Annotated in this window: 27 protein-coding genes; 18 read left to right on the forward strand and 9 right to left on the reverse strand. The window is 56.1% G+C overall.

Going from position 1 to position 25,572, the window contains the following annotated elements:
- The first annotated feature begins 58 nt into the window (after positions 1–58).
- The 8 genes from AC6I8X_RS09275 (at position 59) to AC6I8X_RS09310 (ending at position 7,479) form a co-directional block, all read left to right on the forward strand.
- Complete coding sequence (locus AC6I8X_RS09275; RefSeq protein ID WP_497840947.1) at positions 59–1,084, forward strand: dipeptidase; 1,026 nt, start codon at positions 59–61, stop codon at positions 1,082–1,084.
- Between the two features lie 150 nt (positions 1,085–1,234).
- Complete coding sequence (pqqA, locus tag AC6I8X_RS09280; protein ID WP_010617686.1) at positions 1,235–1,306, forward strand: pyrroloquinoline quinone precursor peptide PqqA; 72 nt, start codon at positions 1,235–1,237, stop codon at positions 1,304–1,306.
- Positions 1,307–1,361: 55 nt separating this feature from the next.
- The gene (pqqB, locus tag AC6I8X_RS09285) at positions 1,362–2,288 is read left to right on the forward strand and encodes a pyrroloquinoline quinone biosynthesis protein PqqB (protein WP_084874515.1); all 927 of its coding nucleotides are present in this window, start codon (positions 1,362–1,364) and stop codon (positions 2,286–2,288) included.
- On the forward strand, positions 2,285–3,040 hold the full coding sequence (gene pqqC / locus AC6I8X_RS09290; RefSeq protein WP_084874518.1) for a pyrroloquinoline-quinone synthase PqqC: 756 nt from the start codon (positions 2,285–2,287) through the stop codon (positions 3,038–3,040). The genes pqqB and pqqC overlap by 4 nt, the downstream gene beginning before the upstream one ends.
- Positions 3,041–3,044: 4 nt before the next feature.
- Positions 3,045–3,323: a pyrroloquinoline quinone biosynthesis peptide chaperone PqqD gene (pqqD, locus tag AC6I8X_RS09295; protein WP_084874521.1), complete on the forward strand. Its 279-nt coding sequence runs from the start codon at positions 3,045–3,047 to the stop codon at positions 3,321–3,323.
- A complete protein-coding gene (gene pqqE / locus AC6I8X_RS09300; protein ID WP_313689537.1) occupies positions 3,310–4,452 on the forward strand; it encodes a pyrroloquinoline quinone biosynthesis protein PqqE in 1,143 nt (380 codons plus the stop codon). The genes pqqD and pqqE overlap by 14 nt, the downstream gene beginning before the upstream one ends.
- A complete protein-coding gene (pqqF, locus tag AC6I8X_RS09305; RefSeq protein ID WP_497841029.1) occupies positions 4,452–6,758 on the forward strand; it encodes a pyrroloquinoline quinone biosynthesis protein PqqF in 2,307 nt (768 codons plus the stop codon). The genes pqqE and pqqF overlap by 1 nt, the downstream gene beginning before the upstream one ends.
- A gap of 136 nt (positions 6,759–6,894) precedes the next feature.
- Positions 6,895–7,479 carry a YceI family protein gene (locus tag AC6I8X_RS09310; RefSeq protein WP_497840948.1) on the forward strand — a complete coding sequence of 195 codons (585 nt, stop codon included), beginning with the start codon at positions 6,895–6,897 and terminating at the stop codon, positions 7,477–7,479.
- 67 nt (positions 7,480–7,546) lie between these two features.
- On the opposite strand, the gene dld is transcribed toward AC6I8X_RS09310, so the two are convergent.
- Positions 7,547–9,244 (reverse strand): D-lactate dehydrogenase, encoded by a 1,698-nt coding sequence (gene dld, locus AC6I8X_RS09315; RefSeq protein ID WP_313683438.1) that lies wholly within the window; start codon positions 9,242–9,244, stop codon positions 7,547–7,549.
- A 436-nt stretch (positions 9,245–9,680) separates the two neighbouring features.
- Between dld and AC6I8X_RS09320 the strand changes: the two genes are divergently transcribed.
- From AC6I8X_RS09320 to AC6I8X_RS09350, 7 genes are read left to right on the forward strand one after another with little or no spacing between them, the layout of a single operon-like run.
- Positions 9,681–10,661 carry a 6-phosphofructokinase gene (locus AC6I8X_RS09320; protein WP_313683437.1) on the forward strand — a complete coding sequence of 327 codons (981 nt, stop codon included), beginning with the start codon at positions 9,681–9,683 and terminating at the stop codon, positions 10,659–10,661.
- 10 nt (positions 10,662–10,671) lie between these two features.
- Positions 10,672–10,986, forward strand: coding sequence for a PTS sugar transporter subunit IIB (locus AC6I8X_RS09325; protein ID WP_084874535.1), 315 nt, complete (start codon positions 10,672–10,674; stop codon positions 10,984–10,986).
- Positions 10,979–12,346 (forward strand): PTS sugar transporter subunit IIC, encoded by a 1,368-nt coding sequence (locus tag AC6I8X_RS09330; protein ID WP_208714967.1) that lies wholly within the window; start codon positions 10,979–10,981, stop codon positions 12,344–12,346. Before AC6I8X_RS09325 ends, AC6I8X_RS09330 begins: the two co-directional genes overlap by 8 nt.
- Positions 12,333–13,175 (forward strand): class II fructose-bisphosphate aldolase, encoded by an 843-nt coding sequence (locus AC6I8X_RS09335; RefSeq protein ID WP_313683436.1) that lies wholly within the window; start codon positions 12,333–12,335, stop codon positions 13,173–13,175. The genes AC6I8X_RS09330 and AC6I8X_RS09335 overlap by 14 nt, the downstream gene beginning before the upstream one ends.
- Before the next feature lie 59 nt (positions 13,176–13,234).
- Positions 13,235–13,504, forward strand: coding sequence for a hypothetical protein (locus AC6I8X_RS09340; protein WP_299452751.1), 270 nt, complete (start codon positions 13,235–13,237; stop codon positions 13,502–13,504).
- Positions 13,505–13,513: 9 nt separating this feature from the next.
- Positions 13,514–13,951 (forward strand): PTS sugar transporter subunit IIA, encoded by a 438-nt coding sequence (locus AC6I8X_RS09345; protein WP_299452753.1) that lies wholly within the window; start codon positions 13,514–13,516, stop codon positions 13,949–13,951.
- Positions 13,948–14,526 carry a P-loop nucleotide/nucleoside kinase family protein gene (locus tag AC6I8X_RS09350; RefSeq protein ID WP_313683435.1) on the forward strand — a complete coding sequence of 193 codons (579 nt, stop codon included), beginning with the start codon at positions 13,948–13,950 and terminating at the stop codon, positions 14,524–14,526. The genes AC6I8X_RS09345 and AC6I8X_RS09350 overlap by 4 nt, the downstream gene beginning before the upstream one ends.
- On the opposite strand, the gene AC6I8X_RS09355 is transcribed toward AC6I8X_RS09350, so the two are convergent.
- Positions 14,493–15,356, reverse strand: coding sequence for a DUF1932 domain-containing protein (locus AC6I8X_RS09355; RefSeq protein ID WP_497840949.1), 864 nt, complete (start codon positions 15,354–15,356; stop codon positions 14,493–14,495). The genes AC6I8X_RS09350 and AC6I8X_RS09355 overlap by 34 nt on opposite strands.
- 161 nt (positions 15,357–15,517) lie before the next feature.
- Here AC6I8X_RS09355 and AC6I8X_RS09360 point away from each other — a divergent pair, with 161 nt between their 5' ends.
- A complete protein-coding gene (locus tag AC6I8X_RS09360; RefSeq protein ID WP_313683433.1) occupies positions 15,518–16,312 on the forward strand; it encodes an SDR family NAD(P)-dependent oxidoreductase in 795 nt (264 codons plus the stop codon).
- Between the two features lie 86 nt (positions 16,313–16,398).
- Here the strand turns inward: AC6I8X_RS09360 and AC6I8X_RS09365 are convergent, their stop codons facing one another.
- Complete coding sequence (locus tag AC6I8X_RS09365) at positions 16,399–16,722, reverse strand: cupin domain-containing protein (RefSeq protein ID WP_497840950.1); 324 nt, start codon at positions 16,720–16,722, stop codon at positions 16,399–16,401.
- A 129-nt stretch (positions 16,723–16,851) separates the two neighbouring features.
- On the opposite strand from AC6I8X_RS09365, the gene AC6I8X_RS09370 reads away from it, so the two are divergent.
- The gene (locus AC6I8X_RS09370; protein WP_497840951.1) at positions 16,852–17,490 is read left to right on the forward strand and encodes an RpiB/LacA/LacB family sugar-phosphate isomerase; all 639 of its coding nucleotides are present in this window, start codon (positions 16,852–16,854) and stop codon (positions 17,488–17,490) included.
- An 87-nt stretch (positions 17,491–17,577) separates the two neighbouring features.
- Here the strand turns inward: AC6I8X_RS09370 and AC6I8X_RS09375 are convergent, their stop codons facing one another.
- From AC6I8X_RS09375 to AC6I8X_RS09400, 6 genes are read right to left on the reverse strand one after another with little or no spacing between them, the layout of a single operon-like run.
- Entirely contained in the window at positions 17,578–18,339 is a 762-nt protein-coding gene (locus tag AC6I8X_RS09375; RefSeq protein ID WP_497841030.1) for an ABC transporter ATP-binding protein, read from the reverse strand.
- A gap of 19 nt (positions 18,340–18,358) precedes the next feature.
- Complete coding sequence (locus AC6I8X_RS09380; RefSeq protein WP_313683428.1) at positions 18,359–19,225, reverse strand: ABC transporter ATP-binding protein; 867 nt, start codon at positions 19,223–19,225, stop codon at positions 18,359–18,361.
- Complete coding sequence (locus tag AC6I8X_RS09385; RefSeq protein WP_313683427.1) at positions 19,197–20,102, reverse strand: ABC transporter permease; 906 nt, start codon at positions 20,100–20,102, stop codon at positions 19,197–19,199. Before AC6I8X_RS09385 ends, AC6I8X_RS09380 begins: the two co-directional genes overlap by 29 nt.
- A complete protein-coding gene (locus AC6I8X_RS09390) occupies positions 20,099–21,124 on the reverse strand; it encodes an ABC transporter permease (RefSeq protein ID WP_313683426.1) in 1,026 nt (341 codons plus the stop codon). The genes AC6I8X_RS09385 and AC6I8X_RS09390 overlap by 4 nt, the downstream gene beginning before the upstream one ends.
- On the reverse strand, positions 21,121–22,752 hold the full coding sequence (locus tag AC6I8X_RS09395) for an ABC transporter substrate-binding protein (protein WP_497840952.1): 1,632 nt from the start codon (positions 22,750–22,752) through the stop codon (positions 21,121–21,123). The genes AC6I8X_RS09390 and AC6I8X_RS09395 overlap by 4 nt, the downstream gene beginning before the upstream one ends.
- 59 nt (positions 22,753–22,811) lie before the next feature.
- Positions 22,812–23,966 (reverse strand): mandelate racemase family protein, encoded by a 1,155-nt coding sequence (locus tag AC6I8X_RS09400; RefSeq protein ID WP_313683424.1) that lies wholly within the window; start codon positions 23,964–23,966, stop codon positions 22,812–22,814.
- A 321-nt stretch (positions 23,967–24,287) separates the two neighbouring features.
- Here AC6I8X_RS09400 and AC6I8X_RS09405 point away from each other — a divergent pair, with 321 nt between their 5' ends.
- Positions 24,288–25,403: an ABC transporter substrate-binding protein gene (locus AC6I8X_RS09405; RefSeq protein WP_497840953.1), complete on the forward strand. Its 1,116-nt coding sequence runs from the start codon at positions 24,288–24,290 to the stop codon at positions 25,401–25,403.
- Positions 25,404–25,572 lie beyond the last annotated feature (169 nt).

The raw sequence follows: 25,572 nt of genomic DNA on the forward strand, positions 1-25,572 counted from the left end.
GGCGAAAGCGCGGCGGACGCGTAGCATAGCTCCTATGTTATCCCGTTGTTATCAGGCTATGTCTCTTCCCATTTTCGATGGTCATAACGACCTGCTGCTTAATCTGTGGCTGCATCATCGTGATGCGCCCGCTCAGGCATTTTTCTCCGGCATAGAAAATGGCCACCTCGACTTCCCGCGTATGCAGCAGGGCAGTTTTGCTGGTGGTCTGTTTGCGCTATTCGTCCCGCCGCAACGCTATATCGAGCAGGTTGCGCCCCAGCGCGCGCAGGAGCGCTGGTCGCCGCTGGAGATTCTCTGGCAGCAGCTGGCGATCCTCAAAACGCTGGTGGCTGAATCGCAGGGCCGTGCCCGCTTATGTCTGACCCACGCCGATATCGCCGCCTGCCGGGCGCAAGGGGTGCTGGCGATGGTGGCGCATATCGAAGGTGCCGATGGCTTTGATGGCGACGGTGATGCGCTGGCCGCGTTTTATCAGGCTGGCGTGCGCAGTATCGGGCCGTTCTGGAATCTGCCCAACCGCTTTGGCGTGGGCGTCACCGGTAACTTCCCGGGCTCGCCGGACAGCGGCCCCGGTTTAACTGCGGATGGTGCAGCGCTGATTGCCGCTGCGAATCAGCACCGCATGCTGATTGACGTCTCCCATATGAACGCTAACGCTTTCTGGGATACCGCGCGTTTATCCTCTGCGCCGCTGGTGGCGACGCATTCCAATGCTCATGCGCTGTGCCCGCAGCCGCGCAATCTCACCGATGATCAGCTGCGTGCCATCCGCGACAGCGGCGGCGTGGTGGGGGTCAATTTTGGTAATGCTTTTCTGCGTGGCGATGGTAAACGCGACACCGACACGCCACTGATCGAAATTGTTAAACATGTTGATCATTTAATCGCGATAATGGGCAGCGATCACGTGGCCTTTGGCTCCGACTTCGACGGCATCAGCGCGCCAGAGGCGTTGAAAGATGTTTCCGGGTTGCCACAGCTTTGCGCGTTATTGCGTGAAAATGGCTATGATCAGGCGATACTTGAGCAAATTACCTGGGGCAACTGGCAGCGGGTGCTGAAACAGATTTGGGGGGAATAACACAATTCCCTTACCTAATCGGGGTTGATCTGATCGTCACATTGGCGCAACATCAGCCCGCGTTGTGTATTGCGATCGGGATCACAAATCCTGGTGCAAGCATTCCATGCAGAGTTCGCTCTGCGTTATGAGACTTAGAGGAAGAATATTATGTGGAAAAAACCTGAATTTGTTGACCTGCGTCTGGGCCTGGAAGTGACTCTGTACATCTCCAACCGCTAAGACTTCTGCCCGCCACCTGCGCGGGCATTTTGTTTTCCTTCTCCGGTCATTTCTCATGTTTATTAAAGTTCTCGGTTCGGCGGCGGGCGGTGGTTTTCCGCAGTGGAACTGTAACTGCGCCAATTGCAGCGGCCTGCGCAATGGCACGATCCAGGCTCAGGCACGCACTCAGTCATCGATTATTGTCAGCGATAACGGTGAAGATTGGGTGCTGTGTAACGCCTCTCCCGATATCAGCCAGCAGATTGCCCACACGCCAGAACTGAATAAAAAGGGCGTCCTGCGTGGCACGGCGATTGGTAGCATCATTCTTACCGACAGCCAGATCGACCATACCACTGGCTTACTCAGCCTGCGTGAAGGTTGCCCGCATCAGGTCTGGTGCACGCCTGAAGTGCACGCCGATCTCACCAGCGGCTTCCCGATTTTCACCATGCTCCAACACTGGAACGGGGGGTTGCAGCATCACGCGCTGACACCACTGGAACCGTTCCGCGTTGATGTCTGCCGCAATCTTGAATTCACCGCCATCCCGATCCTGAGCAATGCGCCGCCGTATTCGCCATTCCGCGATCGTCCGCTGCCGGGCCATAACGTGGCGTTGTTTATTACTAACCACGCCAATGGTCAGACGCTGCTGTATGCGCCGGGCCTCGGTGAACCGGATGCGGTGATTATGCCGTGGCTGCAAAAAGCCGATTGCCTGCTGATTGACGGTACCGTCTGGCAGGATGACGAGCTGCTGACCACCGGCGTCGGTAAAAATACCGGCAAAGCCATGGGGCATTTAGCGCTTTCCTCAGCCCAGGGCATGATGGCACTGCTGGGGTCGTTACCGGCCAAACGCAAAATTTTGATTCATATTAACAACACCAACCCCATCCTGAACGAGCAGTCACCGCAGCGTCAGTTCCTGACGCAGCAGGGCATTGAAGTGAGCTGGGATGGAATGGCGATTCATCTGCAGGAGTCTTCATCGTGATCATTACTGAAGCCCTGACGCCAGCCGCCTTCGAACAGGCACTGCGCGCCAAAGGTGCCTATTATCATATTCATCACCCGTACCACATCGCCATGCACAATGGCGAAGCGACGCCGGAGCAGATCAAAGGCTGGGTGGCGAACCGTTTTTATTACCAGACCAATATTCCGCTGAAAGATGCGGCGATCATGGCGAACTGCCCGGACCCGGCAACACGCCGCAAATGGGTGCAGCGTATTCTCGATCATGATGGCAGCAACGGCCATGAAGGCGGCATTGAAGCCTGGCTGCAACTGGGCGAAGCGGTGGGGCTGACGCGTGAAGAATTGCTGTCAGAGCAGCATGTGCTGCCTGGCGTGCGTTTTGCGGTGGATGCGTACGTCAACTTTGCCCGTCGGGCCAACTGGCAGGAAGCGGCCTGTAGCTCGCTGACCGAGCTGTTTGCACCGCAGATCCACCAGTCGCGTCTCGACAGCTGGCCACAGCACTATCCGTGGATTAAAGAGGAAGGTTATTTTTACTTCCGCAGCCGCCTGAGCCAGGCGAATCGCGATGTGGAGCATGGTCTGGCGCTGGCGCTGGAGATTTTTACCAGCGCTGAGCAACAGAATCGGATGCTGGAGATTCTGCAATTTAAACTCGACATCCTGTGGACTATGCTTGATGCCATGACCATGGCCTATGCGTTGCAGCGTCCGCCTTATCATACGGTCACCGACAAGGCGGCCTGGCACACCACCAGACTGGTATAACAACATGAAAGATAACCTGATCCCTGCTTTCCGTCGCGGCTATCGTCTGCAATGGGAACCCGCGCAGGAGAGCCATGTGGTGCTCTATCCGGAAGGGATGGCGAAACTGAATGAAACCGCCACCGCGATTCTGGAGCTGGTAACGGGCAAACAGGATGTCGCCGCCATTATCGCCACGCTGAACGCACGCTTCCCGGAGGCGGGTGGTGTGGATGAAGACGTGAAAGCGTTTTTGCAGTCAGCCGTTGAACAAAAATGGATCCAGTGTCGTGAACCCGAATAAACCAGGCATTACGCCGCCGCTGTGGCTGCTGGCCGAGCTAACCTATCGCTGCCCGTTGCAATGCCCGTACTGCTCGAATCCGCTCGATTTTGCCCAGCAGGAAAAAGAGCTGACCACTGAACAGTGGATTGAGGTGTTCCGCCAGGCACGCGCGATGGGCAGTGTCCAGCTGGGTTTTTCCGGTGGCGAACCGCTGACGCGTAAAGATTTGCCGGAGTTAATCAAGGCCGCGCGCGATCTCGGTTTCTACACCAACCTGATCACCTCAGGTATTGGCCTGACGCAGAACAAGCTGGATGCCTTTGCTGACGCCGGTCTGGATCATATCCAGATCAGCTTCCAGGCCAGCGATGAAACGCTGAACGCCGCGCTGGCTGGCTCGAAAAAAGCCTTCCAGCAGAAGCTGGAGATGGCGAAGGCGGTAAAAGCGCACGGCTATCCGATGGTGCTGAACTTCGTGCTGCATCGCCACAACATCGACCAAATCGATAAAATTATCGATCTGTGTATCGAGCTGGAAGCGGATGACGTGGAACTGGCAACCTGTCAGTTTTATGGCTGGGCGCACATCAACCGTCAGGGCCTGCTGCCGACGCGTGAACAAATTGCGCGCGCTGAAGCCATCGTGGCGCAATATCGCCAGCGCATGGAAGCCAGCGGTAACCTCACCAATCTGCTGTTCGTCACCCCGGATTATTACGAAGAACGTCCGAAAGGTTGCATGGGGGGCTGGGGATCGATCTTCCTGAGTGTCACGCCGGAAGGCACGGCACTGCCATGCCACAGCGCGCGCCAGCTGCCGGTGGAATTCCCATCCGTGCTGGATCGCCGCCTGGATGACATCTGGTATAACTCGTTTGGGTTTAACCGCTATCGGGGTTATGACTGGATGCCGGAGCCGTGCCGTTCCTGTGACGAGAAAGAGAAGGACTTCGGTGGTTGCCGCTGCCAGGCCTATATGCTGACCGGCAATGCCGACAACGCCGACCCGGTGTGCAGCAAGTCGCCGCATCATGACAAAATCCTCGAAGCCCGGCGCGAAGCCAGCTGTAGCGATATCAAAATCGCCCAGTTGCAATTCCGCAACCGCACCAATTCACAGCTGATCTACAAGCAGCGCATTCTGTGATGACCACGCGCAGCCTGCGGCTGACGAACGGCTTGTGCTGCCATTTACATCATCAGCCCGATGCCCGCTCCGCCGCAGCGCTGCTGCGCGTGGAGGCAGGTAGCTTACAGGAGCCGGACCGCTGGCCGGGGCTGGCGCATCTGCTGGAGCATCTGCTGTTTTGTGGCAGTGAGGGTGTCACAGACGACCAGCGCCTGATGCCCTGGGTGCAGCAGCAGGGCGGTCAGGTCAATGCCACCACGCAGCTCAGTCAGAGCGCGTTTTTCTTTCAGGTTGCGGCCAGTGAACTGGAAGCCGGCGTGGCACGGCTGGTGGCTATGCTGGTGGCACCGTTACTGACGCCCGCAGCGATTACGCAGGAAAGCGCGGTGATCGACGCCGAGTATCGCTTGTTGCAGCGTCATGTGGAAACCCTGAGTGAGGCAGCGTTGCTGGATATGCTGGCTGCCCCCCACGAATTTCAGCGTTTTCGCGTCGGGAGTCAGGCCGTTTTTGGTGACAATGTCACCTGGCTGCGTCAGGCGCTTTGCGCCTTCCATCAGCAGTTCTATGTCGCGGGCAATATGACGCTGTGGTTGCAGGGGCCGCAAACGCTGGATGATCTGGCGGCGCTGGCGGAACGTTATGGTCAGCAGCTGTTACCTGGCGCGTTGCAGGCGTCGCCGGTATCCCCACAACCGACAGCGGTGCGCCAGCGTCTGCTTCAGTTACCTGGCAGCGAAAGCTGCTGGCTGACGCTGCTGTTGCCGGGTGAGATGGCATCGTTGCGTGATGAAATCAGCCAGTTACGTCGTTTCTGGCTGGATGAAGCGCCCGGCAGCCTGCTGGCGCAATTACGTGCTGCGGGGTTGTGTGAAGATCTGAGTATTCAGTGGCTGTGGCGCGATGCACAGTACAGCTGGCTGGCGTTAAAGTTCACCGGGCAAACCCTCACAACGCAGCAGGCACGGCATATCCAGCATCACTTCCGCCAGCATCTGCGCGCCCTGGCGCAAACCAGTTCGGCGCAACGTCAGCATTATCAACAGCTGGCGCGAGAGGATTTCAGCCAACTGTCACCGCTGGAACAACTGCGCGGCCGCGCGCTGGGTTTTGCGCCGGACGCATCGGGTGACTTTTCCCGCGTGCTTAACGCCTTGCAACAGACGCCCCCGCTGGTGCTGCTGACACAACGCCAGTTGGCGGCTAAATCGCATCAAACCCAGGGATTCAGCGTATCGGTTGCTGACTGGCCCGCAGAGGCCAGCCAGCATGTAGAAAGTTTGCCGTTCTGGTTTTATCCGCGGGCGCAGGCGGAGGATTTTCGTGCGCTGCCTGACCCTGTCTTCCCGTTGCTGAACGTGAAACCGCGGCAGCCGCAGGAGACCCTGCTGCTGCGTCCGGCGTTTTATCAGCCTTGCAACGATGAAGATGGCGAGGCGCGTCAGCGTTTGCTGCGTCCGGTACTGGCTGCGCTACGTCATGCAGGCGGGCGTGGCAGCTGGCAGCTGATACAGGGCATCTGGCAACTGGTCATGCATCTGCCCAACGATGACAATGCTGCGCTTGCGGCGGTGGTTCAGGTGGTGCAGGTGCTCAATATGCCTTCTGAACCTCAACCCGTCAGGGCTGCGGAAGGCATTGCGATTCGCCAGTTATTATCGGCATTGCCGCAGCAGTTGATCACCCCGCGACCCTCAGCGCGTTGGCAGGCTGCCTGGTGCGGCCAAAGTACCGCGTTGCGTGCTGATATAGCGCGGGTGCTGAGTGATCTCCCGGAGGGGGCGACCCCCTCGGCACCTCGCTTAAACCATGGCGTGACGGGCATCCCGTGCACAGGCAGCGATCAGGCGCTGCTGGTGTTTATCCCGCTGAGCGAGGCTGATGATGACGCGCTGGCGGCATTACGCGCGCTGGCGTTGATCTATGAACCGCGTTTTTTTCAGCAGTTACGCGTGGAGCAGCAGATCGGTTATGTGGTGACGGCGCGTTATCAGCGTGTGGCAGATGTCGATGGCATCCTGCTGGCGTTGCAGTCGCCCGATATTCCCTGGCGGGAACTGCTTGGCCACTGCAAACGCTTTCTGCGCACGCTGGATATCTCTGCCGCGCCATTTGAAGCGTTGCAGCAGACGCTGCTGCTGCAATGTGTTGTGAGTGACAATGCGGATGCTGCACAGAGTGCGCTGCGTCAGCAGCAGGGTTTACCTGAGCTGACGACAACGGCGATCCACCAGCTTACGCTGACGCAATTGCAGCAATGGCATCAGCGCCTGCTGCGGCAACGTCGGCGCTGGCGGATTTTACTGGCGATAGGCCAGCCATGAAACTGTCCCCGGTGTGAATTGTTTCATATTGATATTGCTGAATTTTTTTGAAAATTTCGTCCAAAACTCTTCACTGTTCCCGCGCCGCATAATCCCGGACACTCTTCGGTATATTCTGAACCAAGAGGAACAACTGGTGAAAAACGTTACCCGCTTTGCGCTGCCCCTGCTGGCCGCTGCCACCCTGTATGCACCGCTGTCACAGGCTGCGGCTATGCACTACGATCTGAACCCGGAACACACATCAGTGATTGTGACCTGGACCCATTTCGGCTTCTCGCATCCGACTGCGGATATCCCGAACAGCAAAGGCACCCTGGTGTTTGATAAAGACCACCCGGCGCAGTCACGCGTTGACGTTACGCTGCCAGTCAGCCAGATCGATACCCACGTCCCGGCACTGACCAAAGAGTTCCTCGGCAAAGAGTATTTCGATACCGCGAAATATCCTTCAGCGGTATTCCACAGCACCAAAGTGGTGGCGAAGGGCGACAACAAGTTTGATGTGGACGGCAACCTGACCATCAAAGGCATCACCAAACCGGTAACGCTGCACGCCACGCTGAACCAGCAGGGCGAGCATCCGATGGTGAAGAAACAGGCGATTGGTTTTGATGCCACCGGCACCATCAAGCGTTCTGACTTTAAACTGGATAAATACGTGCCGGCAGTCAGCGACGATGTCACGCTGACCATCTCGACCGAAGCGTACGCGAAATAAATGGCCGGTCGGCATTATGCCGACCCTGCACGAATTGTAAGGTGCGCATTGATGCGCACCTTTTTGCTTATTCCGCCCAGAACTTCTTCTTACTGGTTTTGCCAATGCCCGGATTACAGGTGTTGGTAGGATCGAGCTGTTTCCAGTGCTCCACATGTTCGCAGGATGCGTGGTACAAATGGCCGACGTTATGTTCTGCCGGATACTTCGCCCCGCGCTGCTCCAGATACACTTTCACCGCTTCTTTGAACGCCTTCGCATCCACACCCGCCTTCAGCACATAATCCTGATGATTAACGTAGCAAAAGAAATGTCCGCAACAGGAATCGACCTGCACCTGCTCAGCCAGATGGTCTGGCAGGGTTAAGCGCCATGCATCGTCATTACGGCGCAGCGCCACGTCGAATGCCACCAGACGCTCATTCGGGTTATAACCGAGGGCATCACAATAGGAGATGGTGCAGCCGCCTACGCCAAAACGCACCAGAAAGGCATCCGCCGCTTCACGGGGATCGCAGTGGAAAAAGCCGCCGCTGTGGCTGGCGAAAAACGTCTCCAGCAAGGTCTGCAATTCAGCAGTTTGCGCCGATTCCACCTTAATCATCAGATGATGTTCATATTCGCTGCGGTAATCCATGATGCGCGGAGCCACGAAGCGCGGCGTGATCTGGTTGAAGAATTGCAGTACCCGATCAACAAAATTGCGTGGCAGAAATTTCAGATGGCTGACGCGCACATCCCATTTGGCTTTATTCGCCATCAGACGCGGCAGAGCCTGCGGACCGAGCTTACGAATCGCCAGATACATATGCTTGGCGTAGCGCACGGTGAGGTCAAAGGCGTGGCGATGGATGTACTCCGCCTGTACCGGTAACTCGCTCATCTGCGTCAGCAGATAGCGACGCAGGGCCACCAGCACCGCCTCATCATTGGTGCCAATATAGAAGGTGTCGCTGCCTGCACTGGCTTCAAAGGTGGGGAGACGGACGGCAAATACCACCACTTTGCCTGCACTGCCGGAGCTGTCATGCAGGTAACGAATATCACCGTTAAAGCGGGAAGGGCTGTCGGCGGTGACGTCACGCAGGCGCTCGGCGTAATCCTCCGCCCAGATTTTTCCCTGCCAGTCCGGCTGTTCGCCGGTCTGATACTGCTGGCGGGTCAGATTGTCCAGCATGGCTTCCGGCGTGTCACCGAGGTCAATACCCAGATGGTTGACCATCTCCAGTCGGCCATCGTCATGGATGCGAGCAAACAGTGATTTCTCGGTAAATGCCGGACCGCGACGAATCAGCGAACCACCGGAGTTGTTGCAGATACCGCCGACCACGGACGCACCAATGCATGAAGAACCAATCACCGAGTGCGGTTCGCGCCCCAGCGGTTGCAGAGTCTGCTCCAGTTCCGTCAGGGTAGTACCCGGGAAGGCAATCACCTGACGTGCCTCGTCGATCACCTGCACACCTTTCAGCTGGCGCGTGCTGACAATCACCACCTCACGATCATAATCGTTGCCATCTGGCGTAGAGCCGCCGGTTACGCCGGTATTCGACGCTTGCATCAGAATAATGGCGTTATGCGCCACGCATACCTGAAGAATTTGCCACAGTTGCGGTAATGTCTGGGGCAGCACTACGGCCAGCGCCTCGCCGCGCCCAACGCGGAATCCTTTGGTGTACCAGGCTTTATCATCAGAATGGGTTAACAGCTGTTTTTCACCTACCACGTCACTCAGTTGACGCAACATTTCCTGCGGGGATGTCATGTTTTCTCTTCTGTGTCATGTGTCTGCTGGGTTATTGGACAAGCGCAGATGGCGGAATGTCAATGATTGATCGGCACTGACGTTAAAATAACGCACGGAAGCATTATCCCTTTATCTTCCGCGGAAAAACCGTCGCGTAGCGATAAAAATGCGCGAGATATCACAAAATAGATTTAAAGAAAAAAGACGCGCAAAGGACTAAATATCTCCCGTCGGTTTAATGGGTGAAATAAATATAACATTATGAAAAATATCATAATTAATGATGTAAGGAATAATTTATCATGTGATATATATCACAAAAATCGCCGTTTAAGGCACGGTGTCAATGATCTGAGTGAATAAATACGTGTTGAAAATGTGATCTCTCTTGCAAATAGAAACCCTCTTCATCGGAAGAATGAATCACAGAAGCACAGCGTGAGGAGTGGGAACAATGAGAATTGGCATGGTGATCAGTGGTGGTGATGTTACCGGCATAAATAATTTTATTTTTCAGATTTCTCGTTTAACGCAGGCAGAGATGGTGTTATTTAACGGCGGCATTCCGGGGTTGCTGGAAAATAAACATCAGGAGATGGCGCAACGTGATTTAGTGGATTACGCCATCGCCGCCATTCCGGTAATGCAGTCGGGCAGGCCGACGCGGAAACTCATTCGGCCAGAATATGAGTCTATTGCCAAACAACTTAAATCACTGCGTATCGATGTGCTGATTATGGCGGGTGGTGATGGTTCGCTGCAATTTCTGCATACGCTGAGTGAATTTGGTGTGAATTGTTTTGGCGTCGGCATGACAATTGACAATGACGTATTCGGCAGCGATTACACCATTGGTTTTTCCACCGCCTGCGAACAGGTATTAAAAGAAGTTACGAAGTTACGTAATACCGGCCGTGGTTTGCCGGGGCGGGTATTTATGGTGGAACTGCTGGGGGGCTACTGTGGTGAGTTAACGCTGCAATCGGCGATTAAATCGAATGCGGATTTTGCTCTGATCCCGGAATGTCAGATTCCGTTGCAGGAGCTGGCGCAGCGCGTCTCGCAGCGTCTGGCGGAACAGAATAGCGTAGTGATTCTGTGCTCTGAAGCCTACACCCGTGAATATTCACCGGGGTTTCAGGGGGCGATTGATACCTTAATTAAACAACTGGAACCGATGATTGGCGTGCGTATCCGTAAAACCATCATCGGTTATGGCCTGCGTAATGGCGATCCCACCTGTGAGGAAATTTACCAGGGGACCATTATGGCCAGTGAAGTCGCGCGTTGTATTCAGTCGGGAATGCGCAATAAAGCAGTCATTATTAATGGCAGCAATAAACCGATACCCATTGATTTAATAAGCATGAAAAAACGCCTGGTTGACACCGAAGGGCATCATTACAAACTCGCTAAACAACTGCATATTCTGTGAGGAGATAGCCATGCTGAAAATATTATGTGTATGCGGATGTGGTCTGGGATCCAGTTTCGCCATCGAAATGAGCGCCAAAGCAGTATTAAAGAAGCTGGAAATCGAGGCGGATATTGATCACACCACCATTTCCGAAGCTAACGCATTTAAATCCGACATCATTTTAACCCAGAAGGCATTTGCCGATGTATTAAATGCCGATGCCAGCCCGGAACAAATGAAGCGGGTGATTATTCTCAACCGGTTGACGGATAAAGCGGAAATTGAGCAAAAAATCGTGGCATTTATGAAAGAGCACAACATGAAGGTTGCTAACCATGAATAGTGTGATCAACTTCCTGGTAAAAGATCTGCTGGGGCAGGCATCGATTCTGATCGCCTTTATTGCCCTGGTCGGTTTGTTACTACAAAAAAAATCAGCAGGCAAGGTGGTGGAAGGCACCTTTAAAACGCTGCTCGGTTTCTTAATTATGATGGCCGGTATCAACATTATTGTTGGCACGCTGACCTTCCTCAACACCATCTTTACCCACGGCTTTGGCATGCAGGGTTACATCACCGACGTTGCTGCGATTGCCGGGTTAGCGAACCGCGAGCTGGGTTCAGAAGTGGCGCTGACGCTGTTGGTGATCTTTATCGTCAACATCATTATTGCCCGTCTGACACCGTTCAAATACATCTTCCTTACCGGACAGGCGCTGCTGTGGATGGCGACCATCGGTGCGGTGATTGGCTACAAAGCGGGGCTGACAGGCTTACCTCTGATCCTTACCGGCGGCATTTTTGGTGGCGTGATGGCGGTGGTGATGCCCGCGCTGGCACAACCCGTGGTGCGACGCATTACCGACTCGGACGACGTTGCCCTCGGTCACTTCTGCACCATTGGCTATCTGGTGACGGCGGCGGTGGCGAAGGTGGTGGGCAAAGGATCGCGTTCTACCGAAGACCTGAAGCTGCCGGATAACTTCAAATTTCTCCAGGACACCTATTTGTCGATGGCGGTGGTGATGGTGCCTATGTACCTGATCCCGGCGGTGGCAGCAGGCCCGGCATTTATCGCCCAGTACAGTAACGGTATGAACTACCTGATGTATGCCTTTATGCAGTCGATTCAGTTCGTGGCCGGGGTGTTTGTGCTGTATAGCGGCGTGCGTCTGCTGTTGAATGAGCTGGTCCCGGCATTTCGCGGCATCGCCATGCGCATCGTGCCGGATGCCAAACCGGCGCTCGATTGCCCGGTGATGTTCCCTTATGCGCCAAACGCGGTGATCGTCGGCTTCCTTGCCACCACCCTGGGTTCCGTCGTCGGCATGCTGGTGTTCCCGATGTTTGGTCTGGCGATGATTTTGCCCGGCCTGCTGACTAACTTCTTTGCCGGTGGCACGGCCGGGGTGTTTGGTAACGCACTCGGCGGCCGTCGTGGTGCGATGATCGGCGGTTTTGTCCACGGCCTGTTTATTACACTGCTGCCCGCGATTCTGGTGCCGATGCTGGAAAGCTACGGTTTCACCGGCGTGACCTTCAGCGATTCGGATGTCATCAGTACCGGCCTGGTACTCGGTCATGCGTTCCAGAATAACTGGCTGTTCGTCGCTCTGTTTATTGTCTTCATCACCCTGATCGCCTGGTTTGTTAACGGAAAATCTACGAAACCTCACGAGGAAAATATCCATGAAACTTTATAACTTTACCGATCTGTTACAGGTGGCTAAACAACGTGAATTTAAAGCACTCGGATCGTTTAATTTGCACTGTCTGGAAATGTTACCGGCTTATTTTAAAGCGGCAGAAAAAACCAACAGCCCATTAATGATTCAGATCTCCACCGGTACGGCGAAATATCTTGGTCATAAATTGCTGGTCGATGCGATTTGCTCACTGGCAGAAAGTAAAAATGTACCCACCTGCCTGCATCTCGATCACTGTTCTGACCTTGATGCGATCCAGACAGCGCTGGATGCGGGTTTCAGTTCGGTGATGTATGACGGTTCGCATCTGCCGATTGAAGAGAATATTTCCAATACGCGTAAAGTGATTGATATGGCGCGCCCGTTACATGTGTCGGTCGAAGCGGAACTGGGGGCGATTGGCGGCTCAGAAGATGGTAAATCGGTGGAAATGAACGAAACCTCATTCACCACGGTGGACGATGCCAAACGCTTTGTGGATGAAACCGGCGTCGATATGTTAGCCATCTCCATCGGCACGGTGCATGGTCTCTACACCGGTAAAGCGCATATCCAGCATCAGCGCCTGGCAGATATCACTGAAGCGACCCATACGCCGCTGGTGCTGCACGGTGGCACCGGTGTCAGTGATGAAGATATGCGTCTGGCGGTGCGCAGCGGCATTGAAAAAGTGAACGTCGGCACAGAAATGAACGTGCAATGGGTGGCGCGCTGTAAACAGACGTTCGAAAAGGGCAAAGTAAACGACAGCGTGCGCAATTTTCTGGTGCCCGCTAACGATGCCGTTACTGAAGTATTGGTCGAAAAAATTCAGTTGTTCCGCTGAGCATCTTTCATGACGTATTAACCTGAGGTGCCCTGGCGCCATTCGGGGCAGGAGACGCTATGTTTGGATTCAGGAAAAAGGCCTCTGAGAATAAAGGGGCGGACGAGCAGGAAATAGATCGTCAGGCCGAAAGCATCAGCGAAAAAATAACCACGCTGGAGCAGGAACTGGCAAATAATCCGCGCGCGGGTGAAACGCAAAAACAATTAATGCTGGAATATAATCGGGCATTAAGTTTATTTGCCAAAAGCCGCCGTTTTCGTCAGGAGATTGATCCGCTGTTCGTCAAAATCGATGAGCTGCGCAATACCATACGCAAATCGATTTAAGGAGGAGGCATGAGCATCAAACAACTGTTGCAGGAGGCGAATGCTATTCAGGTGGGCATTGATGCCCGTGACTGGCGCGAGGTGATTACGCTGGCTGCACAGCCACTGGTCAGCGGGGGGTATGTCAAAGCCTCTTACCCGGAGGCGGTGATCGCCAACACCCTGACGCACGGCGCGTACTATGTGTTTGAAGAGGGGATTGCGATTCCCCACGCGCGACCGGAAACCGGCGTACTGAAGGATTGTTTCAGCCTGATGGTGCTAGAGGAACCGATCTCCTTTGCCGGGAGTGACAAGGCGGATATTGTCATCATGTTCGGTGCGCGCGATAGCAACGCGCATATCGAAGAGGGGATTCGCGCCATTGTCACCCTGCTGGAGGACGAAGAAACGCTGGTGCGGTTGCGCAAGGCCGCCAGTGCCGCGGAGGTCATCGACATCCTATGACGACGCTCACTGAAGAGAAATGTGTGGTGCTGGTCAACGGCATCCCGGCTTCCGGCAAAAGCACCCTGGCGCGTGCTGTGGCGCAGCGCTTTGGTTTACCGGTACTGACGCTGGATAGTCTGAAAGAACCGTTTATGGCCAGCTTTGCGCCGGTGGATCGCCTGCGTAATCGTCAACTTGGCTGTGCGGCCTATCAGGCGATCTGGAAGGTCGTCGCCCAGGCCCCCGCCAGCTGTGTTTACCTGATCGATGCGTGGTTTGGTTTTCAGCCGAAAGCGGTGCTGGTGGAGGGGTTGCAAAGTGCAGGGGTGACGCGGGTGCTGGAGCTATGGATGGCGATCTCACCAGATGAGGTGGTGGCGCGCTATCAGGCGCGGCTGGCACAGCGAATGCCGGGACATCCTGGGGCAGAATACTTGCCCGAGCTGCGGCAACTGGCTGAACGCGCGCAGCCGATGGCGCTGGGACCGGTGTTGCAGCTGGATGCCTGCGCACCGGACGAGGCCGCTGCACAGGCGTGGTTACAGCGTCAGTTGCAGCGTCAACCCGCGTGTTCGCTATCGGTATCCGGGTGAAAAAAGGTGGTCAGCAGGGCGCTGAGTTGCTGATCGCCTTTGCGGTCCGCCGCCAGCTGGCGACAAATATCCCCCAATGCCTGATAGAGGCGATCGGTTGCCATCTCACCCTGGTTGAGCGTGGCAATCTCATCCATTTCCGCCGCCCAGCGCCAGGCTTTTGGCAGCATATCCGGGGCGGCTTTTTCCATCCTTTTCAGCATGGCTGCCTGGCTTTCTGCCATCTCCTCACGCAAGGCATCGGCTGCGCCAACCCGGCTGGCATTAATCAGCATCGCCGACGTGAGCAGGGTGATGCCTTTATTGATCCCGGCATAGGACATCTTCAGCGCGGATGCCGCCCCGTTTTCCGCTGACATGATACGCACCCGCCAACCCAGCTCGCTCAGGGCTGCCAGCTGGCTGGCATGGGGACCGGAAAACCAGAAGCGTGGCCCGGCGGGATTGTTCTCTCCCGGTGGCAGACCAATGATCGCGCCATCGACAAAAGGCGTGCCAGTGGCCTCAATCACCGCTGCCACCTGGTGCAGCGTTTCCGGGCTGATGGCATTGCAATCGACATACAACGGTTTACGTGTGGCGGCGGCTAAGTGTGGTGCCATCTGTTGCGCCCAACTGAGAGCCGATTCCGGCGGCAGGATGGAAAAAATAATATCCGCCTCGCATAGCGCGGCTTCACTGGCATCGTTGATCTGTGCGGCACGCGCGCGTTGTTGGGAATCGGCAGAACGCTGGCTTAACGGGCTGATGACGCGGGCACCGTGCCGGGTCAGCACTGCCGCAACTGCCGCGCCCATTGCACCCGGTGCGGCAAAGGCAAGGGTTTTCATGATGTGATCTCACGGGAGTTAAAGAATTGAGTGTGGCTGTATTTTGGTCTGACGGACGCCACTCTTTGGTTACAAAGCATGTTTCGTCAATGCAGATACGCCAGCATCCACCAGGCTTTTGTGATGCTGATCTCAATTTATCGTGCAACATGGAGAATGTTATGAAAATCGATCTACACGGCAAAACAGCGTTAATCACCGCATCCACCGGCGGCATTGGTTTCGCCATCGCTCAGGGGCTGGCTGCCAGCGGGGCGGAAGTGGTGCTGAACGGGCGCAGTGAAGCCTCGGTCAGCCTGGCGCGGGAAAAGCTTAACGCGGCGGTTGTCGGGGCCAAAATTCACACGGTGATTGCGGATTTGGGCAGTGCGCAGGGCGCGGATACCTTGCTGAAAGGGCTGCCCGCGATTGATATTCTGGTGAATAACGCCGGGATTTACGGTCCGAAGGATTTCTTTGCCACCGACGATGACACCTGGGAAGCGTACTGGCAGACCAACGTGATGTCTGGTGTGCGCCTGTCGCGGGCGTTGCTGCCGGATATGGTGAAAAAAGGCTGGGGCCGCGTGGTATTTATCTCGTCAGAATCGGCACGTAATATTCCTGCCGACATGGTGCATTACGGCGTGAGCAAAACCGCACAGTTGTCTCTGGCGCGCGGGCTGGCAAAAGTGGTGGCGGGTTCCGGGGTGACGGTGAACAGCGTATTGCCTGGTCCAACTATTTCCGATGGCTTTGCCAGCATGATGGAAGCCGAGGTGAAACGCACCGGCAAATCGCTGGAGACGCTGGCAAAAGAGTTTGTGATGAGCCAGCGCCCGAGTTCGGTGATCCAGCGCGCCGCCACGGTCGAAGAGGTGGCGAATATGGTGGTGTATGTCTGCTCAACCCAGGCATCGGCGACATCCGGTGCCGCGCTGCGCGTTGATGGCGGCGTGGTGGATGATATTGTGTAGTCCATAAAACCCGCGCGATAAATCGCGCTGCTGCTACAAGGTGTGCAAATTTGTAGCGACGCGATTTATCGCATAATACGATTCCATTAACTGAGAAAATCCTCACGCTGCGGGGTAAAGGTATCCAGCAGCGTGCCCGCCTCCAGACAGACGCAACCGTGTACCACATCGGGGGCTTTATACAGCGTATCCCCGGCGCTGACTTCTCTGGTGACGCCATTGATGGTGAAAGCAAAGCGACCAGAAAGTACATAGGTCAGTTGCTCGTGCGGATGCTGATGCAGCGGGCCGACGGCTTCTTTTGCAAAACTCACCTCAACTGCCATCATGCGGCCGCCGTGCGCCAGCACCCGGCGGGTGACACCGTTACCCAAATCCTCAACCTGTGTGGCATCGCGGTAGATAAACATGGTTGCTCCTCGCGTATTGTCTCGCTGTTGTGTGAGCGGTCTCACAACTAAAAAGGGTTTTCACTGCTGCATTTTAGCGTTCTTTGATTAAAATGAAACAGTGTTTCAATTTAATATGAAGGATGGATCATGAAAATTGCGTTAATGATGGAAAACAGCCAGGCAGCGAAAAACGCCACCGTACTGAAAGAACTGGAGTCCGTGGTACAGCCGCTGGGCCATCAGGTGTTTAACGTTGGCATGAGCGACGAGCAGGATCATCATCTTACCTATATTCATCTCGGTATCATGGCCAGCGCACTGCTGAACAGCGGCGCGGTGGATTTTGTTATCGCCGGTTGCGGTACCGGGCAGGGCGCATTGATGTCGCTGAATATCCATCCTGGCGTGGTGTGTGGCTACTGTATTGATCCGGCCGACGCCTGGCTGTTTGCCCAAATCAACAACGGTAATGCGCTGTCACTGCCGTTCGCCAAAGGTTTTGGCTGGGGTGCGGAACTCAACCTGCGTTTCATCTTCGAAAAAGCCTTTACCGGTGCGAAAGGGTTGGGCTATCCGCCAGAGCGCCGCGAGCCGCAGGTGCGCAACGCCGGGTTGCTGAACCAGGTAAAAGCGGCCGTGAACAAGGAAAATTATCTCGATACGCTACGCGCCATTGACCCGGAACTGGTGAAAACTGCCCTGAGCGGTCCGCGTCTCCAGCACTGCCTGTTTGAACACGGGCAAAACGACGAGATCGTGCGTTTTGTGCGTGAGGTTGTGGCCTGATTGTGACTTTTCCATAAACGACGCGCGATAAATCGCGCCGCTACAAAGTGTGCAAAGCTGTAGCGGCGCGATTTATCGCGCAAAGTATCACGCCATGACGGACCGCATCTCAGGGTGCCGACTCGCCTCCACCAGCATCTGCGTATAGGGCATGACGGCCTGACCCGCCACCAGCGCATCCACTTCCAGCGTTTCCAGAACCCTGCCGTGCTGCATCACTGCCACGCGATGGCACAGATGTGCCACCACCCCTAAATCATGCGTCACCATCAGGTAGGTCAGGTTTTGCTGTTGTTGCAGGTCACTCAATAAATTCAGAATTTCAGCCTGTACTGACACATCCAGCGCGGAGGTGGGTTCATCCAGTAACAACACGCGAGGCTCCAGGATCAGGGCGCGAGCGATCGCCACGCGCTGGCGCTGTCCGCCAGACAGCTGGTGAGGATAACGCGTCTGCCAGGCACGGTTCAGCCCCACTTTTTCCAGCATGGCAATCACGCGCTGCTGACGCTGACCGATGCCGTGAATCTGCAGCGGTTCCTCCAGAATATCGCCGATGGTATGGCGGGGATGCAGTGAACCGTAAGGATCCTGGAACACCATTTGTACCTTGCGGCACAGATTCCGTGCGATGCGATGGGCCAGTAGCTGGTCATCAATCATCAACTCGCCCTGCCAGTGGGTGAACAACCCGGCAAGGCATTTCAGCACCGTGGTTTTTCCGGAGCCGGATTCGCCCACCAGGCCAAAAATCTCCCCGGCACGTACCGCCAGGTTGACGTCGAACAGCACCTGATGGCGCTGCTCATCTTCGCCAAAACTGAGGTTGAGATTACGTACCCCGATCATCTGTTTCATGTCTCTCTCCTTAAGATTGCAGCCAGCTGTCCTGGCGTTGCAGCACTGGCAGACGCGGGCGACGCTGGTCCATATCGGGTAATGCAGCCAGCAGACCCTGGGTATAGGGATGCTGAGCCTGGCCCAGATCCGCAGCGGCTAATGACTCGACCACGCGGCCGGCGTACATCACCAGCACCCGGTCACAAAAGTGGCGCACCAGGTTGATGTCGTGGCTGATAAAAATCAGCCCCAGCCCACGTTGTTTCACCTGCTCATCGAGCAATGTCAGCACCTGCAGCCGCACCGACACATCCAGCGCCGAAGTCGGTTCATCGGCAATCACCAGCTCGGGATCGGTGATCAGCATCATGGCGATCATCACGCGTTGTCCCTGGCCGCCGGAGATTTCATGCGGGTAGAGCTGGTAAACCCGTTCAGGATCGCGGATGCGCACCACATCGAGCATCGCCAGCGCCCGTTGTCGCGCTTCATCGCGCTGTCCGGGGTGGTGGCTGCGCCACGCCTCAGCAATCTGTTCGCCGATACGCACCACCGGATTGAGCGAATATTTCGGGTCCTGCATGATCATCGAAATACGTTTGCCACGAATGGCGCGCATCTCAGCCGGGGTGGCACTTAACAGGTCCATCCCGGCAAACTGCATACACCGGGCGGTGACCTGCGCGCTGCGCGGGTGTAGTTGCAGCAGGGCGCGCCCCACGGTGGATTTGCCGGATCCCGATTCGCCAACAATCGCCAGTTTTTCCTGGCCGAGCTGAAAAGAGACGCCGCGTACCGCCGGGGTGCTGTGGCGTCCATTGACGAAGCTGACCTGCAAATCCTGCACATCAAGTAAGGGTCGGGGGTTATTCGCTACGGGGATCGAGGATGTCACGCAGGCCATCTCCTAAGAAGTTAAACGCCAGACTATTCACCAGAATCGCCAGACCTGGTACCGTCACCACCCACCAGCACTCCAGCATATAGCTGCGGCCGCTGGCGATCATCGCCCCCCATTCGGGATCCGGTGGCTGCGCCCCCAGACCGAGGAAACCCAACCCGGCAGCGGTCAGGATGATGCCCGCCATATTCATGGTGATGCGGATAATCACCGATGGCAGACACAGCGGGACAATATGCTTCCAGATTACGCGCACAGGGGAAGCACCCTGCAAACGTACGGCCGAGATAAAATCCGCCTGACGCAGCGACAACGCCTCGGCCCGGGCCAGACGCGCAATCGGCGGCCAGGCGGTCAGGGTGATGGCGATGACCACATGCTCCAGCCCGGGACCGAGCGCCGCAACAAACGCCAGTGCCAGCACCAGGCTGGGGAAGGAGATAAAAATATCGGTGACGCGCATCAGCACGCTATCGACCTTACCGCCGAAATACCCGGCAGTAACGCCGAGCAGCAGGCCAATCGGCCCCACGGTGACCGACACCAGCAGCACGATATACAGGGTGATACGCGCGCCCCACACCAGGCGGCTGAAGATATCGCGACCAAATTCGTCGGTGCCAAACCAGTGCTGCGCGTCGGGCGGACTCAGGGCGTTATTCAGGTCCTGAATCAGCGGATGATAAGGTGCAATCCACGGTGCAAACAGCGCCGTCACCAACAGCAGCAGGATGATCGCGCCGCCGATGGCGGTCAGCGGATTACAGGCCATACGCCAGACAAACTGGCCGGTACGGGCTGCCAGACGGCGGCAGCGTTCCAGGCGCTCGCGCGTGGCGCTGGCATAAGGTGTCTCCAGCGAAATCGTCATACTTTGGTCCTCGGGTCGAATACCTGATAAAGCAGGTCAGAAACCAGGTTGAGCAGGACAAAAATCAGGCCGACCACCAGCACGCAGCCCATTACCGCATTCATATCGCCCAGCATCAGGCTGCCGGTGAGATAGGAACCAAATCCCGGCCAGGAAAATACCGTTTCAATCAGCACCGCGCCTTCCAGCAGTGAACCGTAAGCCAGCGCCACCACCGTCAGCAGCTGGACCAGAATGTTGCGGAAGGCGTGCTGCCAGATAACCTGCCACTCGGTCAACCCTTTGACACGCGCGGTCAGAATGAACTCCTGCGACAGCTGCGCCAGCATAAAGCTGCGCGTCATGCGGCTGATGTAAGCCAGCGAGTGGAAGCCGAGCAGCGAGGCGGGCAAAATCAGGTGATTTAGCGCGTTGGCGAATACCGTGCCATTACCGGCCAGCAAGGCATCCACCAGCAGCAAACCGGTACGGCGCGGTACCACGCCATCGAGACTGAAATCCACCCGTCCGGCCCCACCGACCCAGCCGAGATGCGCATAAAACAGCAACAGGCCGACCATGCCAACCCAGAAGATCGGTGTGGAATAACCGGCGAGGCTGATGATACGCACCATATAATCCACCAGGCCGTTGCGGCGTGCCGCCGCCCAGACGCCGAGTGGTACACCCAGCCCGGTGCCAATCACAATTGCCAGCGTGGCCAGTTCCACCGTAGCCGGGAAGACACGCAGGATATCGTTGATCACCGGTTGCCCGGTCAGCAGCGCCTGGCCGAGATTGCCGTGCAGCAGACCGTTAAGGTAGATACCAAACTGTACCCACAGCGGTTTATCAAAACCGAGTTGGTGATAAACCTGCTGATAAGTGGCGTGATCGGCGTCCGGGCCGACAATCGCCAGCACAGGATCGACTGGCATCACCCGGCCAATGAAAAAAGTCAGCAACAGCAGCCCCGTGAGGGTGATCAGCACCTGCCATCCACGGCTGCGCAGTTTGCGCCAGTGGCTTCGCGTCAGTTTCATTGCGCACCTCCTGCCAGGCTGTCCGGCGTTTTCCATACGTCACGTAAGAAGGTGGTCGCCGAGGGATGCGGCACATAATCCTGCACCCGGTTGTTGACCACCACTGAATCAACCATCTGGGAAATCGGCATCAGAGCCGGGATCAATTGGTCATAACGGCGTTGGATGGCGAAGTAATCCTGCTGCTGACGTGCGCTGTCGCGCTCCAGTAGCGCCTGGTCGATCATCTGATTCAGCTGCGCATCATAAAAACTGGTGCGCCAGCCCTGAAAGTTGGTCAGTCGGGCGCTGTCGGCGTTATTCGGGTTGTACACCAGCGAACGCAGGCTGGAGTGGGGATGGGGTTCCACGCCGCTGCCACCACGCCCGACCAGCAGGTTGAACTGCCGTTCGCGCATTGCCCCGTAGATCTGGTTACCGGTGCCGGTAATGATTTTGGCGCGGATGCCGCCCTGCATCAGGGTGGATTGAATGGCGATGGCGATATTGAGAAACGGCTGGTCAGCCAATACGCGCAGCGTGGTATCAAAGCCGTGGGGATAACCGGCTTCCGCCAGTAAAGCTTTGGCGCGTGGGATATCCAGTTTGTAGCCGGGGTCCGGCAGAGTGGCGGGCATACCGGCCTGAATCGGGCGTTGATGCAGCTCGCCATAACCGGCCATCAGGGTGTGATTGATCCCCTGATAATCCACCAGGTAACGCACCGCCTCACGCACTTTGGCGTTGGCGAAGTGGTCATCCTTCATACTCATCGCCAGATAATAAAGCGTGCCTTTTGGCACGGTATCGACGGTGAGGTCCGGGTCGTGACGCAGCGCTTTGACATCGGGGATCGCCATATTGCTGGCAATATCGATATCACCTTTTTCCATCATCAGCCGCAGGGTTTGCGATTCCTGTAAATGGCGGAACACCACGCGAGCAAGTTTCGGCGCACCGCGCCAGTAGTTATCCGCGCGATTCATACGCAGCACGTCTTTCGCCTGCCAGACATCAAGACGGAACGGGCCGGAACCGGCTTCGTGGGTGGTCAGCCAGCGATTGCCCCAGTCACCGTTGCTGGCATGGGCCTGCACGATTTTGCTGTCGAGCACCACCATGCTGCCCAGTGCCGCCAGTGAATAAAGCACCAGTCGCGGATCGTTGGCTTTGGGCAGGCGAATCTGCACGGTACGTGCATCCGGGGCGCTGATTAGCTGGTCCACATTGTCTTTGCTAAAACCGTAGGATTTCCACACTGAGGCTTGCGCCAGATTCAGGTGCAGCACGCGACGCATCGACCACACCACGTCGGCACTGGAGAGCGGGTTACCGGAATGAAAGGTGACATTGTCACGCAGGTGGAAGGTGAGTTGCCTGTTATCCGCGCTGATCTCCCAGCTTTGTGCCAGCGCTGGACGCACGTCAGTCAGCTGGCGTGGATCCAGCTCGACCAGCCCGTCGTACAAATTGACCACGATACCCACCACTTCATTGCCGGTCATGGCGGCGGGATCCAGCGTCAGCAGGTTGTTCATATTCATCCCGACGATCAGTTGATCATCGGGGGTGGCAGCCAGTCCAGCGGGGCTGGCCGTTAGCAGCAGCAACGCGACGCAGCACGTTGTGCAACGGGTCAAGAGGTTCATAAGCAAAGTCCAGCAGGTCAGAGGTTTATTGTTTTTTGCCGTACTGCTTGTGTCGGGTATTACCAGCGATTCAGGGTATGGGTTTCAATCCAGCTAAAGTTAATGTCTTCGCCCAGCCCGGGACGAGTCGGCAGATGGACAAAACCGTCGCTGTCCATTGGGTCGATCAGGCTGTGGAGATAGGCCGGGGGCTGTTCATAATCGAGGAAAGGATGCAGCAGGCCGCGCTCATACCAGCGACAGTTACGGATGGCACCCACCACGGCGAGGCTGGCGGCACCATTGCCGTGCACTTCGCAATCCATACCGAAGGCTTCGGCCAGGCTGGCGACTTTGAGTGTGGCGGAAATCCCACCGACGCCGTTGGCACCGGCACGTAAAATGTCACAGGCACCAGCCTGTACCCAGTCGGCGCGGCTATGGTGCTTACCACCGAGGCTTTCCGGGCCGAGCACATCAATGCTCAGGTTATTCGCCAGCCAGGCATAGGACGCCATACTTTCTTCTTCCATCGGCTCCTCAAACCAGGTGAAGTTGAGCTTTTCCAGCGCCTTGCCGATGGTGAGGGCGTCGCTGCGGCTGTACCAGTGGTAGCCATCCAGCATCAGGGCGATATCCGGTCCCACCGCTTCACGCACAGCGGCGCAGGCTTTGATATCCATCGCCGGGCTGGGGGCAAACGATACCGGTGGCATCCAGGTATGCAGCTTGATGGCACGATAACCACGCGTCACCAGCTGTTCGGCAAAACGGGCGTAATCATCCGGGGTCGATAATCCCCCCTCCAGCTCATCGCCGCACATGGTGCTGCCATAGGCGGGAATTTTTTCGCGATAACCACCCAGCAGCTTGTGTACCGGTTGTTGCAGTTTACGACCGATCAGATCCCACAACGCCTGCTCCACTGCCGACAGCGCACGCTCCGTCAGCTGATGGGCGCTGCCGCGTTGCCAGTGCACCAAATCCTGCCACAGCCGCTCACGATCAAAGGCGTTTTGTCCGAGCAAAACCTTACGAAAGAAAGCATTCACCACATGCGGGCGGATCACCTCGGCGGGGGCAAAAGCGTGACCGCAGTGTCCGTCTTCGCTGGTCAGGGTCAGCAACGCCAGCTGGGAGTCGCTTTCTGCACCGGGATGTGAATGCCCGGCGCTATCGGATACGCGGCGTGTAGGGTAGGTAAACAGGGTGACATCAATGGCGCTGATCTTCACGGCAACTCCTCCGGTAAACACATGTCCATGCCCGGGAGCGGGCGTTATCAATAAATTAAAACGGTGTTTCATTTCTTAATTTAGTCTTCACCTTTTGTTAACGCATTAGCCAAAACGCGGATCATTCCGGCGATAAATTGGGCAATTGCATGGCGGGCTGTGAGCGTTTTCACGAAAGGAGGGCGTTTTGTGAGCGGCGACACAGCGGGCGGAATGTAAAAAAATGTGTCGCCAAGGGCTTTTCATTTTGTTGCCGCCAGGTAATAGTGACGCCGCGAAATGCATTAATAATAATCATTATCATTTGTAGGGTTAGATCACATGAAGAAATGGATGTTAGCGCTGGGGTTGCTGACGGTTGCCTGTGGTGCATCCGCCAAAATCATTACCGATGTGGCCGGGCGGCAGGTCGAGGTGGCACAGGAGTCAAAACGCATCATTCTGGGTGAAGGGCGGCAGATGTACCTGCTGGCAGCTTTCGACACCCAGGCACCGTTCCAGCGTGTGGTTGGCTGGCGTGATGATTTCCACAAAGCGGATTACGACGGCTACATGGCGTATGAAAAACGTTATCCGCAGATTAAGCAGTTGCCGACTTTTGGTGGCGCTAAAGATGGCACTTTTAATGTTGAGCAGGCGCTGACGCTGAAACCCGATTTGGTGCTAATGAATCTCGAATCAAAAGCGGCAACTGACGAAGGTAAATTGATCGAGAAGTTGCAGGCGGTGGGGATTCCGGTGGTGTTTATCGATTTCCGCGAGAAACCGATGGAGCATGCCGAGCAAAGCATCCGCATTATGGGTGAACTGGTCAACAATCCGCAGCGTGCAGAGCAGATTATTGCATTTCGTCGCGCTGCCATTGCTCAGGTGACCGACCGCCTGAAAAATTTTAACGGCAAGCAGCCAAAAGTGATGATTGATCGTGCTGGTGGTTATACCGATGAATGCTGCATGTCATTCGGTAACGAGAACTTCGGTCAGATGGTCGAGCTGGCGGGGGGAAGGAATATTGCGAAGGATCTGATTCCTGGCACCTTTGGCACCCTGAATCCGGAGCAGATTATTGCCAGCCAGCCGGATGTGGTGGTGGTTACCGGCGCTAACTGGAAAAACTACAACACCGTCGGCAAATGGGTCGGCGTGGGACCGGGTGCCGATACCCGGGAGGCCGAAGCGCGCCTGCGTACCCTGATGATGCGTGATGCGTTTAAAACCCTGCCGGTGGCGCATAACGGCAATGCCCATGCGATCTGGCATCAGTTTTACGACAGCCCATATCAGTTTGTCGCCATTCAGGCGCTGGCAAAATGGCTGCACCCGGAATTGTTTGCCGATCTCGATCCGGACGCCACTTTCCGCGAGTTCCATGAAAAGTTCCTGCCGCTGCCTTATCAGTCAGGTTACTGGGTGACACTGCCCGCGGATCGTTCCTGATAAATCGCAGGCAATAAAAAAGGATTTGGCAGCAACGCCAAATCCTTTTTTTCTGTTCACACATCGGCTGGTAACCGGGTGGTGAACGGGGTGCTCAGCACTCCTCACAAAACGAATCATAAAATGTGCAGAGAAAGATTTCAAGTTCGGCTCAACTACTGTATGGTTG

It is taken from the genome of Pantoea sp. X-Soil-TKNS-1280 (genome assembly GCF_059730475.1).